10 protein-coding genes and 1 pseudogene are annotated in these 12,450 nt (G+C 48.8%); 5 read left to right on the forward strand and 6 right to left on the reverse strand.

Going from position 1 to position 12,450, the window contains the following annotated elements:
* Positions 1 to 9 precede the first annotated feature (9 nt).
* Positions 10 to 258, reverse strand: a complete 249-nt coding sequence (locus K7R11_RS01410) for a hypothetical protein (RefSeq protein ID WP_224488072.1) — start codon at positions 256 to 258, stop codon at positions 10 to 12.
* Between the two features lie 302 nt (positions 259 to 560).
* Here K7R11_RS01410 and K7R11_RS01415 point away from each other — a divergent pair, with 302 nt between their 5' ends.
* Positions 561 to 917 carry a four helix bundle protein gene (locus K7R11_RS01415; RefSeq protein ID WP_224488074.1) on the forward strand — a complete coding sequence of 119 codons (357 nt, stop codon included), beginning with the start codon at positions 561 to 563 and terminating at the stop codon, positions 915 to 917.
* Between the two features lie 52 nt (positions 918 to 969).
* Here K7R11_RS01415 and K7R11_RS01420 read toward each other — a convergent pair whose 3' ends face one another.
* Positions 970 to 1,713, reverse strand: coding sequence for an arylesterase (locus tag K7R11_RS01420; protein WP_410528189.1), 744 nt, complete (start codon positions 1,711 to 1,713; stop codon positions 970 to 972).
* Between the two features lie 106 nt (positions 1,714 to 1,819).
* On the opposite strand from K7R11_RS01420, the pseudogene K7R11_RS01425 reads away from it, so the two are divergent.
* Positions 1,820 to 2,461 (forward strand): annotated as a pseudogene (locus tag K7R11_RS01425) (ABC transporter ATP-binding protein); the annotation flags it as partial.
* On the forward strand, positions 2,458 to 4,998 hold the full coding sequence (locus tag K7R11_RS01430; protein WP_224488076.1) for an ABC transporter permease: 2,541 nt from the start codon (positions 2,458 to 2,460) through the stop codon (positions 4,996 to 4,998). The pseudogene K7R11_RS01425 and the gene K7R11_RS01430, both read left to right, overlap by 4 nt.
* A 69-nt stretch (positions 4,999 to 5,067) precedes the next feature.
* Here the strand turns inward: K7R11_RS01430 and K7R11_RS01435 are convergent, their stop codons facing one another.
* Complete coding sequence (locus K7R11_RS01435; protein ID WP_224488077.1) at positions 5,068 to 6,069, reverse strand: amidohydrolase family protein; 1,002 nt, start codon at positions 6,067 to 6,069, stop codon at positions 5,068 to 5,070.
* A 141-nt stretch (positions 6,070 to 6,210) separates the two neighbouring features.
* On the opposite strand from K7R11_RS01435, the gene K7R11_RS01440 reads away from it, so the two are divergent.
* Together K7R11_RS01440 and K7R11_RS01445 are read left to right on the forward strand one after the other, a co-directional pair.
* Entirely contained in the window at positions 6,211 to 7,062 is an 852-nt protein-coding gene (locus K7R11_RS01440) for a ChaN family lipoprotein (protein ID WP_224488078.1), read from the forward strand.
* A gap of 176 nt (positions 7,063 to 7,238) precedes the next feature.
* Positions 7,239 to 10,088: a M16 family metallopeptidase gene (locus K7R11_RS01445; protein WP_224488079.1), complete on the forward strand. Its 2,850-nt coding sequence runs from the start codon at positions 7,239 to 7,241 to the stop codon at positions 10,086 to 10,088.
* 240 nt (positions 10,089 to 10,328) lie between these two features.
* Here K7R11_RS01445 and K7R11_RS01450 read toward each other — a convergent pair whose 3' ends face one another.
* The 3 genes from K7R11_RS01450 to K7R11_RS01460 all read right to left on the reverse strand — a co-directional run bounded on the left by K7R11_RS01450 (position 10,329) and on the right by K7R11_RS01460 (position 12,433).
* Positions 10,329 to 10,985, reverse strand: coding sequence for an ion channel (locus K7R11_RS01450; RefSeq protein WP_224488081.1), 657 nt, complete (start codon positions 10,983 to 10,985; stop codon positions 10,329 to 10,331).
* Positions 10,986 to 11,117: 132 nt separating this feature from the next.
* The gene (locus K7R11_RS01455; protein ID WP_224488083.1) at positions 11,118 to 11,264 is read right to left on the reverse strand and encodes a hypothetical protein; all 147 of its coding nucleotides are present in this window, start codon (positions 11,262 to 11,264) and stop codon (positions 11,118 to 11,120) included.
* A 185-nt stretch (positions 11,265 to 11,449) separates the two neighbouring features.
* On the reverse strand, positions 11,450 to 12,433 hold the full coding sequence (locus K7R11_RS01460) for a DUF1028 domain-containing protein (protein WP_224488084.1): 984 nt from the start codon (positions 12,431 to 12,433) through the stop codon (positions 11,450 to 11,452).
* Positions 12,434 to 12,450 lie beyond the last annotated feature (17 nt).

Raw genomic sequence — 12,450 nt, forward strand, 5'->3', positions numbered from 1 at the left:
TTTAAGATACTACCGGCATCTTTCCAGGCACTCCCTGTTAAGCGCTCGCAAATCCTCCCCACTGTAATAGGTGTCCTCTCCGATCACATCATCTGCAGAGAGGGGTTCGGGTAAATACTGGTTGATCTCCGGGTAGAAATTACATCCGCAGGCCTCCAGATCATTGCTGTCATCATTGGAACAGGCCCAGGCCAGGGTCGCGAGAACAAAAACAAAGGCGATTCCGTATCGGTAGTTGAGTAGATTTTTCTTTTTCATCTTACTTCATTTAGCAGGTATTATAGTACAAGTATAGTACCCGTGGTTCATCCTACGGTTAAGCGTGTGTTAGGGGTTTGTTAGGTTTTTAAACGGGAAGACTTCCGGTTTCAACTATTTGATTTATAGCGTGTTATAAATATAGTAAATGTTAGCGAATATTGCTTCCGGTAAATCGGCAGGTGGGGATGTGGGGATGTGGGGATGTGGGGATGTGGGGATGTGGGGATGTGGGGATGTGGGGATGTGGGGATGTGTAAATATATAGATTATTTTCTATATCTTTGTAAAAAAGATATTAAATGATACACACGAAATTGGACGTTTGGAAAAGGAGCATGGATTTGGTAACCCTTATTTATAAACTCACCGATTCCCTTCCAGATAAGGAAAAATACGGTCTGGTTTCGCAAATAAACAGAGCTGCTGTTTCTATCCCAACGAATATAGCTGAGGGATCCGCACGTGGTAGCTCAAAGGAATATATCAGATTCCTGGATATTGCTACAGCATCAGCCACCGAGTTAGATACATTACTGAAAATAGCAGAACGCCTTAAGTATGCTCAAACTTCTCAACTCATTTCTGAATCTCTTACTCCCATTCAGAAAATGCTGTACAAACAAAAACAGGCGCTCAGAAAAAGATTCGAAGATTAACAACCTATATCCCCACATCCCTATATCCCTATATCCCTATATCCCTATTTCCCTATCGAACTATCGCCTCCAAAACCTCCCACACATTCCCCGCCAGGATCTGCTGGCCTTTAGCCGTGGGATGGATACCGTCTTCCTGGTTGAGTTCCGGGTCTCCGGCTACCCCTTCCAGCAGGAAAGGAATAAGCTCCAGGTTATTCTTGCTTGCCAATTCGGGATAGAGTTCCCGAAATTCTGTGGTGTATTCGGGCCCCAGGTTCGGGGGGATCTGCATACCCGCAAGGATAATGGTCGCCTCCGGGTATTTTTCCCGGACCCTGTCGATCATGGCCTGGAGATTCTTCCGGGTCTCACTAAGGGGTATACCCCTTAATCCGTCATTGGCGCCGAGTTCCAGTACAAAGACATCCACCGGGTTTTCCAGCACCCACCCCAGGCGATTGAGTCCGCTGGCGGTGGTATCCCCGCTTAACCCGGCATTCACCACCCGGTAGTCCAGCCCCAGAGAATCCAGTTTTTCCTGGATCACTGCAGGGAAAGCCTCCTGGGTATCGAGCCCCATCCCGGCAGTAAGGCTGTTTCCAAAGAACAGGATGGTTTTAGTGCCTTCCCTGACGGTCACTGATTCCGAACTCCGGGAATCCTCCGCCTTTTCGGTTTTCGGGCTTTGGGTTGTTTCCACTTCCGACTCCCGATTCCCGACTTCCGATTCTCTATTATCAGTCTTCTCCTTACACCCTATAAATAGTATCAATACCAGGCTCACCCATATGCAATGCCAATTTCTTATCTTCACGCTGATTTCTGTTTTAAAGAGGGTACCCCCCCTCTGTTAATTATATCTCTGCAAATTACCAAAAATGGCATACATACTAAAAGTTGATCATCTCACAAAGTCCTATCGAAGCGGAAGCCGGGAACTTACTGTTCTCAACGATGTTTCATTCTCCATTCCCGAAGGGGCTACCTTCGCTATTGTTGGCCCTTCCGGATCGGGAAAGACCACCTTACTCGGATTGTGTGCCGGACTGGATATAGCAGACAGCGGCACGGTTACCCTTTGCGGAACAACCCTGAGCAGCCTCACGGAGGACGAGCGCGCCATCCTCAGAAATGAAAAAGTAGGCTTCGTATTCCAGGATTTTCAGCTTTTACCCACCCTTACGGCTTTGGAGAATGTCGTGGTGCCCCTCGAATTACTGGGGGTTAAACATGCAGAAACCACAGGGAGAACGCTTCTGGAGAAAGTAGGTCTCGGCGATCGCCTGGACCACTATCCTAACCAGCTTTCCGGGGGAGAACAACAACGGGTAGCCCTGGCCAGGGCATTTGCCAACAAACCCGCTATTCTCTTTGCAGATGAGCCCACAGGAAACCTGGATGAGGCCACAGGGGAAAAGGTGACCGACCTGCTTTTTGAACTGAATAAAGAGGCCGGAACCACCCTGGTGATCGTTACCCACGATATGGAGCTGGCGAGAATGACCGACCATATGATCCGGCTAAAAGGCGGAAAACTCATGAAAAATGAAACGGCCGTATGAATACACCTAAAAAGCAAAAGGCAGGATTCTCCTGGTTACTGAAAATGGCATGGAGGGACGGACGTGCCAGCTGGGGGCGTATTCTCCTGTTCATGGCTTCCACCATTCTCGGTATCGGAGCTGTGGTTTCCATACAATCATTCAGCGATACCCTCAAAGAAAACATCGCCTTCCAGTCTAAAGAGCTTATGGGAGCCGACTATATCATTGACAGTGATAAGGAGCCCAACGAACGGGTACAGTTTCTGATGGATTCCCTGGGGGGTTTTGATGCCCGCGAGGTGAGTTTTGCCTCGATGGCTTCGTTCTCAGGCACAGATCAGACCCGCTTGGTAAGGGTACGGGGAATTGAAGGAGGTTTCCCCTTCTACGGCAGCCTGGAAACCACCCCCGAAAATGCTGCTCAGGATTACCAGCAAAAGGGAGGTGCCCTGATGGATGCCACCCTGATGATGCAGTTTGATATACAGCCGGGAGACACCATCAACCTGGGAGAGATCAGCCTGCCCGTGCTGGGGGCCCTGAAAAAAGCACCGGGAAGCAATTCCATGTTTGGGGCTATCGCACCCCCCGTGATCATTCCCTTCCGCTTTATCGGTCCCTCCCAATTGGTACAACTGGGAAGCCGGGTCGATTACGAATTCTATTTTGAAGACACTACAGCCGACCTGGAGGTTTTAGATGAGACGGTAGACCCCATGCTCGACGATGAAAATGCCGACCTGGACACCCACACCTCCACCAGCAGCCGGTTAGGCCGGCGCTACGAGAATTTCGGGAAGTTCCTGAACCTGGTAGCCTTCATCGCCTTATTACTGGGATGCGTTGGTATTGCCAGCTCCATCCATATTTACATCAAGGAAAAACTGGGCGCCGTAGCCTTACTGAAATGTCTGGGGGCCACCCGTCGGCAAACCTTTATGATCTACCTCCTTCAGATCGCCTTTATGGGATTTTTGGGCGGGATCATCGGCGTTGGGGTCGGACTCCTTTTACAACAATTCTTCCCGTATTTTCTTGGAGACCTGTTACCGGTAAACCTCAGCCTTTCTGTTTCGGTACCGGCAGTGGTTAGCGGACTTTTACTGGGAGTCATCATGAGCGTACTCTTTGCGCTCTACCCGCTGCTCACCACCCTTGGCGTATCGCCTTTACAAACCCTAAGAAAACAGGCCGCCGGAAGTTCCCTCTCCCGAAAATGGGCATGGGGGGTATTTGGCACCATATTCCTGAGTATTTTCCTGATCTCGCTATGGTTACTCGACAATGCCCGTTACGCCCTTTGGTTCGTGATCGGCATTGGCGTTACTTTTGCCATCCTCAGTGGAGCAGCCCATCTTTTTATGAAGGGCATTAAAAGGTATTTCCCTAAACACTGGAATTTTGAAGCCCGGCAGAGTTTGCTTAACCTGTTCCGTCCGCAGAATCAGACGCTGATCCTCATTCTGGCCATCGGCGTGGGCAGCTTCCTGATCTCGACCCTGTATTTTACCAAAGACATGCTTCTGGCCCAGGCCACCCTGGAAGACCAGCAGAACAACCCGAACATCGTATTGCTCGATGTGCAGAGTGACCAGCGACAGGGGGTAACGAAAACTATTGAGGGGAATGAGATGAATGTGATCAGCGATATTCCCATTGTAACCATGCGCATTGCCAGCATTAAAGGCAGACCCGTAAATGAGATCAGAAGAGATACCGTAAATGAGGTAAACCGGTGGATCCTGAGCCATGAGTTTCGCACCACCTACCGCGATCATATGGTGGATTCTGAGGAATTAATATCAGGTGCTTTTGTCGATTCTGCAGATCGCCAGGGGGTGATCCCGATCTCTGTAAGTGAAAATTTTGTTGACGATGCCAATGTTTCCCTGGGCGACAGCATTTCCTTTAACGTGCAGGGGGTGATCATGCCTACAGTGATAAAAAGTGTGCGCCGGGTCGACTGGAGCCGGATGGAGCCCAACTTCAACATCCTTTTCCCGGCGGGAATTCTGGAAAATGCGCCCCAGTTCAGAGTGTTTACCACCAAGGCCGGGAATGAAAATGTTTCTGCACGATTCCAGCAGCAACTGGTAAGACTCTTCCCGAACATTTCTGTGCTCGACCTCAGACAACTGCTCAATGTTCTCCAGGACCTGCTGGGTAAGATCTCCTGGATCATCAATTTTATAGCCTCCTTCAGTATCATCACCGGGATCATTGTCCTGTTTGGCGCCATACGAAGTACCCGTTTCCAGCGCATCCGGGAAAGCGTCTTATTGCGGACGCTGGGTGCCAGGGGAAAACAGATCACCAGGATCGTTGCCCTGGAGTATCTCTATCTCGGAGCTTTGGGAAGCCTCATCGGGATCCTGCTTTCGCTGATCAGCTGCTGGCTCCTGGCCTATTTTGCCTTCGACACCACGTTTGTGCCGTCATGGTTCCCGTTTGTAGTGCTGTTCCCGGGCATTACCCTGCTCACTTTGATTATCGGATGGAGCAACAGCCGGGGGGTGATCAAAAGTGCGCCGTTGAAGGTGCTAAGAAGGGAGTAAGTAAAACGAGCCTTGCTCGTTTAATTATAGATGATGAATTATAAATGATGGATTGTAGTCTTTGCTCTTTCATCTTTGCTCTTTCATCATGGAAACCACCTCCGAATGATGCTGATGCTTTTCTTTTTCGGAAAGGTTTAAAAACCGGGCGGCGTTAAAATACAGGATATCCCTTTTTTGGGCTTCGTTTAGCCATCCGATATTAAAGATCACCCGAAGGTTTTCTTCGATGGTCCCCTCAAAATCGGAACCAAACATCAGCCGGTTTCCAAGCCCCTGGGCGAAAAGCCTTCTGAGGTTGGGCTCCCAGATCTGCCGGGGTTGGTAGAGGGAGATGGCACTGATATCGCAGTATACCCCGGAAAAGTCTTTCATCAGGGCTATGGCCTGTTCAGAATAGGAATCGCCGAAGTGCATGAGATAGAGCTTAAGGTCTGGGTATTTTTGAAGCACAGGGCGCAGCAATTCCGGATTGGCATAATCCGGGCGGTAATTGGGGCGTTCCTTTTCATTCACGCTGGGCGGACCGGCATCGGCATGCACGCCGATGGGCAGCTGCAGTTCTGAGGCCAGGCGCCAGTATGGCTCCAGTCGGGGGTCTGTGGGGGGTATTCCGTAGTAATTGAACAGGGTCTCTCCCATGGCCCGGAGATTTTTCTCTTTATAAAGTTCGCGTAGCTCTTCATAGGTCATAAAATCCTTCTCGCAGGGCCAGTCGCGGTCGACCATAGCGCTGCAGGGAAAGGTGATCCCTGCCCAGATCCGGGTATCGGCCTCCGCGTATTCTCCTGCATATTTCGGACTTCCACCGGCAATGGCCAACACCACCTGGTTCCTGGAGAGGGTACCCATAACCCACTCTTCCCGGAGGCTGTCCAGGGCCTCCCCTTTGTTAAGATGGTCGGGGTTATAATGCTCACTCCGGGTGTCGCCCCGATACAAATGGAGGTGTACGTCGATCACCGGCTGGCCACGCATAAACTGCTCAAAGGTTTGCCCTGCCGCCATTTGCACGGAAACACAAAGGAAGAAGATGCATAGGTTTTGCAACCATGGAGTTGAGATTCTCATGAAAGACTGAATTAGTGAATTATGAAAATAAACAATTCCCATTACAACTTTTCTTAGCATTCTGTTAAGCGGCAATAATCTGTGACAAAGGGCGAAAATTTTTACAGCTTGATTATATTTACCGAAAATGAAACCCCGTACATGAAAAAATTAATCTTCCTGAGTTGTTGTATTCTTACCTCCCTAACCCTGTCTGCCCAGAAAGAAGCGTTCAGGATCTATACTGCCAAAGGAAAAAAGGTTCGTTACAATAAGATGCTGCGTGATATGTCCCGGTCGCAACTGGTTTTCCTGGGGGAATTGCACAACGACCCTATAGCCCACTGGATGCAACTGGAGATCACCAAAGACCTGCATAAAAAGGAAGACCTGGTGCTGGGAGCCGAGATGTTCGAGGCCGACAACCAGGAGGAGGTATCCCAATACCTGGAAAAGAAAATTGACAAAAAGGCGCTGGACTCCCTTGCCCGGCTGTGGCCCAATTATCCTACAGATTATGCGCCCCTTTTAAATTACGCCCGGGACAACAAGCTGAAGTTTATCGCTACGAATATTCCAAGGCGTTATGCCAATATGGTTTACAAAGGCGGCTTCGAAGTACTGGACAGCCTGAGCGACCAGGAAAAAAGCTGGATGGCGCCCCTGCCTATGGCCTTCGACCCCGACCTGCCCACCTACCGCAAGATCCTGGAAATGATGGGCGGTCACGGCTCCCAGACCCTGGTGATGGCCCAGTCCACCAAAGATGCCACCATGGCGCACTTCATCCTGGAGAATATGAAAAACAATGCGGTCTTCGTCCACTATAACGGCGCCTATCATTCTGACTTTTACGAAGGCATCGTGTGGTATATCAAACAGGCCAGGCCGGAGCTGGAAATCGTAACCTTTTCTACCGTGCTTCAGGACGATATCAGTAAGCTCAAGGAAGAACACGAAGGCAAAGCCGATTACATCCTGGTGGTGGATGAAGATATGACGCGAACTTATTAATTGTGAGTGGTGAGTTGTGAGTTGTGAGTTGTGAGTTGTGAGTTGTGAGTTGTGAGTTTAAAATTATCTTATCGAGTTTAAATACGGGCCATTTGAATCTGTGAATGCCGGCTCCTGTTCACCAACTCCCTCTTAGTAAATTTCTTACTATATTCATGCGATAAAACATCAATCGCATGAAACTTAAATATTTAAGCAGCTGGATGCTTACCCTTCTCTTAATAGTGGGATGTGCCGGACCGGCTGCAGAAAAAGAAGAGGAACAGGAATTTACCCTCGATTACGAAAAATTCACTCTTGACAACGGACTCGAAGTTGTATTACACGAGGATCACTCCGATCCCATCGTGGCCGTGGCTACCCTTATGCACGTAGGATCTAACCGGGAAAAACCCAACCGCACGGGGTTCGCTCATTTTTTTGAACACATGTCTTTTAACGACTCTGAAAATGTACCGAGAGGAGCCAACCGAAAACTCATCCCGGAATGGGGCGGAGAACGCAATGGAGGTACCTGGAGTGATGGTACAATCTACTATGAAGTGGTGCCAAAGGATGCCTTCGAAAAGATCCTCTGGATAGACTCCGACCGATTTGGTTATATGATCAACACCGTAACCGAGGAAGCTCTTGAACGGGAAAAGCAGGTCGTAAAGAATGAGAAGCGCGAACGGGTGGATAATCAGCCTTACGGCTACACCGATGAGATCATCCGCAAACACCTGTATCCGGAAGGTCATCCCTACAGCTGGACGGTTATTGGTTCGCTACCGGACCTGCAGGCAGCTACCCTGGAAGATGTAAAAGAATTTTACAATCAATATTACGGTGCTGGAAATGCCACCCTGGTGATCGCCGGGGATATAGACGCAGAGAAAACCAAGCAGCTGGTAGAGCGTTGGTTTGGAGAGATCAGGAAGGGGCCGGAAGTTCCGGAGATGCGACCAATGCCTGTAACCCTTGACAGTGTGAAATCACTTTATTTTGAGGACAACTTTGCCAAGCTTCCCGAACTTCGCATGGTCTACCCCACCGTAGAGCAGTACCATAAAGATTCTTATGCCTTAATGGCCCTGGGGCAATTGCTTAGCGGCAGCAAAAAGGCACCCCTGTATAAAAAGATCGTAGAAGAAAAGAAACTTGCCCCGGAAGCAGGCACCTACCAGAGCAGCAACGAACTGGCCGGAGAATTTATATTCCGGGTTCGTGCCAATGCAGGTACAGACCTGGATTCGGTAAAGGTAGCTATTGAGGAAGCGCTCGCCACTTTTGAGGAAGAAGGGATCTCCGATACGGAACTGAAACGGATCAAAGCCGAACTGGAAACCAGTTTGTACCGGGGCGTGGAAACCGTTTTAAACAAAGCCTTTACCCTGGTTCAGGACAATGAGTATAAGGGAGATCCTGCCTATATCACTACCCAGGCCAGGATCATGGCTGACATCACAAAGGAAGATGTGATGCGGGTATACCGGGAATACATCCAGGGGAAACCCTATGTAATGACCAGTTTTGTTCCCAAGGGAGCTGAAAGCCTCAAGGTGGAGGGTGCACAACTTGCCGAAGTATGGCAGGAGGAGATCGTGCCCGGAAAAGCGAATGAAGAAGTTTCCCAGGGAGAGGAAGCCCAATATGAAAAGACCCCTTCTGCTTTCGACAGGTCAGAGCCCGAATACGGGGAACTGCCCACATTTGAAATGCCGGAAGTATGGTCAACTGCTCTTTCTCAATCAAATATTGACATCCTCGGGATCACCTATGACGAACTACCCCTGGTAAGTTTTGACATCACCATTAAAGGAGGTCATATGCTTGAACCTATAGAAAAATCAGGCCTTTCCAGCCTCATGGCCAGTATGATGATGCAGGGTACCGTAAATAAAACCCCCGAGGAGCTGGAAGAAGCTATTGGCCTGCTCGGGGCAAACATCAGCGTTTACAGTGGTACAGAAGAAATGCGGATCTCTGCCAGTTGCCTGGCCAGGAATTTTGAAGAAACTGTGGCCCTGGTAGAGGAAATCCTGCTGGAACCCCGGTGGGATGAAAAGGAATTTGACCGCCTGAAAAGCGCAATGCTTACCAATCTAAAAGGCAGGGAAGCCAATCCGAATGCCATTGCACAAAATGCAGCGTTTAAATTATTATATGGAGATGACCATATCCTGGGAATATCATCTGCCGGAACCCTGGAAACTGCAGAAAGCATCACTCTGGACGATCTGAAAACCTATTATGAAAACAACGTGAGTGCCTCCATGGCTAATATCCACTTTGTGGGAATGGCCAATGAAGACAGGGTTCAAAAAGCCTTTGCCGGCATTGACAGCAGATGGGATAGCAAGGAAGTTGTCGTTCCGGAATATCCGGAACCAGAAAGAAATCACCAGGGAACCATTTTCTTTGTCGATGTTCCCGGTGCCAAGCAATCGGTGATCAATGGCGGACAACTGGCCCTGGCAGGAGGAAACGAGGATTTCAACAACCTCGAATACGCCAACGAAAAATTAGGTGGCGGAAGCAGTGGAGACCTGTTCCAGGTGCTGCGGATCGAAAAGGGATATACCTATGGGGCCTATTCCTTTATTGTTAAACGCGAAGCCATGGGACCCTTCTACCTCTCCACCTCAGTCCGGTCGAATGCGACCCTTCCTTCCATGGAAATCATAACCAGCATGCTCAGGGATTACGGGGAAGCATTTGATGAAGAGGATGTTCAAACCACCCGCAATAAACTATTGAAGAGCGCTACCCTGGCCTACGAAAGCATGGGAGCAAAACTTGGCATCCTGAGAGAGATCAGCAAATACGGAAGATCCCATAATTTCATCACGAAAGATCAACAGGAACTGGTTAATATGACCCTTGCTGACTTCAAAGCCACCATCGAAAAGTATATGCAGGAGGATGAAATGATGTACCTCATCGTGGGGGACAAGGCCACGCAGCTGGAGGAAGTTAAAAAACTCGGGAAACCGGTTATTGAACTCGATATCCATGGGAACCCGGTCGGGGACAGTGTTTTGTAATATTTCGGTTTCTATAATTAAAAAGCCTCCGTTTTCGGGGGCTTTTTTTATGGATAAAGGAAAGACACCGGAAGTAAGAATCTAGAGTAAAGAGCCAAGAAACAAGAGACAAGGAACAAGAGCAAAGAATCAAGAGACAAGAAGCAGGAGACAAGAGCAACGAACCAGGATAACAATCGAAAAAGGAATGGCATTGCAGGTATCCGTGTTATACAGGGGCATTCAAGACAACCCGCAGACCTAATTTTTATCTTTAAGATATTTCCCCACGATAAGGGCGATGACCACGGTGATGTAAAACTGACCACAAAGTCCCAGAAGAACGGCAGTTTTCTGCACAAGTACAGAATTGGGTATAAGGTCACCGTAGCCAATTGTTAACACGGTGATAAAGGAAAAATACATTAGCCGGGATGAGTTCACCCCGAGCTCTCTTGAGGTCTCATAGGTGACCAGGAGGGCTTCAGGATCCTTTAACATGATGAGTTGCAATAAGAACATTCCTATAAAGCCCAGGGTAATGTACCCGCTGAACATTCCAAGGATCACACGGGTTCCAACACTCTCCTCCCTTATGACCTGGAGAATGATCTCCACAAATAACACGATATATAAAAAGAGGTACAGGGCCGTTCTGCCGGACATCAGCGAGATGCTCTCCGATTCGACAAAGGCGAGAACCATCTGAAAAATGATCAGGGAAACGACCCCCCGGAAGAGCCATTTTCTTCCGGAAATAATGGTTAATCCTCCCACCAGGTTGGATAACAGAAAAATGGAAAGCAACAGTTGATCCCACTCATCAAATGGGAGTAGTAAAGACCCGAACAACACCAACAGCTGGGTGAGCAGATACAGGTGAAACCGATAAGGGTAAAAGGGTCTGAAAAGCCTCATCTCCGGGAATTTATATCAAATTACGAAATAGTTCGGAATCATGCGCTCAGGAATACCGGCATGCGGGACAGAAGAGTGGGAAACCGCAACCAGGCTTCCCGATAGGGGAGATACGACTTAACAAAATCGGTATCAGACCTTTTCGGTTGACCACAACATCGCCCCGATCGCCAGAAATCCGATCGCCGTTAAACCGGGTGCTGTGATCCTGTTCATGATGGCGATAACCAAAAGCCACCCGGCAAGGAAAAAGAGTACTACCGCTACCGTTTTCTTCATGTGAACGTAATTAAAAGTTATTGCGAAAATAATTATTATTTAATTGATATTCAGGATATTACAACTAAACATCAAGCCTGTTAAACCAGAAATATATTGTCCGACTTATATTCGCAATAATCCACCTTATACCGAATGCCCTAAATGCCTGGAATAAATACCAGGGCGATTATATTAATACTTACCTATTCCATAATCAAACTCCCGAAATCTTCCTCAGTCACAGTCAGCAAACCCACTTTGGGTAGTCTCCGGGTGAGTTCACGCCAGTTTGAATCTTCTGCATAGATCTTCTGAAGCATGGCCGTAGCCGCTTCCACCTTTCCGTCATTGGCCAGGGTTATGGCTGTCCAGTACTGCATTTCAAGGTTGTCCGGAAACATATTCATAGCCGCGTTGTATTCTTTCATCGCATCATTCATGGCCCCTTTTTCCACATAAAGGTCGCCCCGGTTCATATGTTCGTATGCGCGATGTACCCTGAGCAATCGTTCCAATTCTTTAATGGGATCCTGATGATCATCTACCCTCAGATCTACCAACCGAGCATTCCAGGGTTCTGCGGTGGCTTCCCCTTTTACTACCAGGAGGGCTGCCGATTGTTTTCCGCGAATATCACCTCCTGCTTCCTGGGCTGCCTGTAAAACGGCCACCATGCGTTCGGCCAGGGGCATTTCTGCATGGGCTTTCCACGCTTTCTCCATAGCCGCCACCACCCCGTCGGTAAGCATCATATTGGCCTGAACAGAGAAATTTTCTCCATTCGAGTGCCCCGCATGATCAATACATTTTTCACCGGTATAGGTGGCCACCCGGCCCTGGGTATCAAGCAAAGCCAGCTGCCGGAAATCCCGGCCTTGATCGGCGGTGAGCAGCACGTCCATAGCTTCCTGCGGACTTTTCCCTTCCTTCATCAGGGCCAGTCCATTAGGCCCAAAGCTTTGGTTCACGAACGACTGGGTTGCTACCACCCCAACTCCGGCCTCGCCCCAGACCACTACGGTACCAACAGAGAACCAATGGCTCTGAACAGCCACCGCCATCTCCCCCGTATTGGCATCACGGGCAACAATAGAAAAAGTATGCGCTAACGGATCGGCTGGTTTTTGTTGAGCACCAGACCAGTGGAAAGAAACAAACAATACGATCAGGGTAAGGCAATTTTTCATAGGAGTGTTGTTTTTGA

It is taken from the genome of Robertkochia flava (genome assembly GCF_020166515.1).
Classification (GTDB): domain Bacteria; phylum Bacteroidota; class Bacteroidia; order Flavobacteriales; family Flavobacteriaceae; genus Robertkochia; species Robertkochia flava.

Coding starts and splice junctions, on each gene's coding strand:
- K7R11_RS01410 (WP_224488072.1), bottom strand. CDS start 258: ATGAAAAAGAAAAATCTACTCAACTACCGATACGGAATCGCCTTTGTT.
- K7R11_RS01415 (WP_224488074.1), top strand. CDS start 561: ATGATACACACGAAATTGGACGTTTGGAAAAGGAGCATGGATTTGGTA.
- K7R11_RS01430 (WP_224488076.1), top strand. CDS start 2,458: ATGAATACACCTAAAAAGCAAAAGGCAGGATTCTCCTGGTTACTGAAA.
- K7R11_RS01435 (WP_224488077.1), bottom strand. CDS start 6,069: ATGAGAATCTCAACTCCATGGTTGCAAAACCTATGCATCTTCTTCCTT.
- K7R11_RS01440 (WP_224488078.1), top strand. CDS start 6,211: ATGAAAAAATTAATCTTCCTGAGTTGTTGTATTCTTACCTCCCTAACC.
- K7R11_RS01445 (WP_224488079.1), top strand. CDS start 7,239: ATGAAACTTAAATATTTAAGCAGCTGGATGCTTACCCTTCTCTTAATA.
- K7R11_RS01450 (WP_224488081.1), bottom strand. CDS start 10,985: ATGAGGCTTTTCAGACCCTTTTACCCTTATCGGTTTCACCTGTATCTG.
- K7R11_RS01455 (WP_224488083.1), bottom strand. CDS start 11,264: ATGAAGAAAACGGTAGCGGTAGTACTCTTTTTCCTTGCCGGGTGGCTT.
- K7R11_RS01460 (WP_224488084.1), bottom strand. CDS start 12,433: ATGAAAAATTGCCTTACCCTGATCGTATTGTTTGTTTCTTTCCACTGG.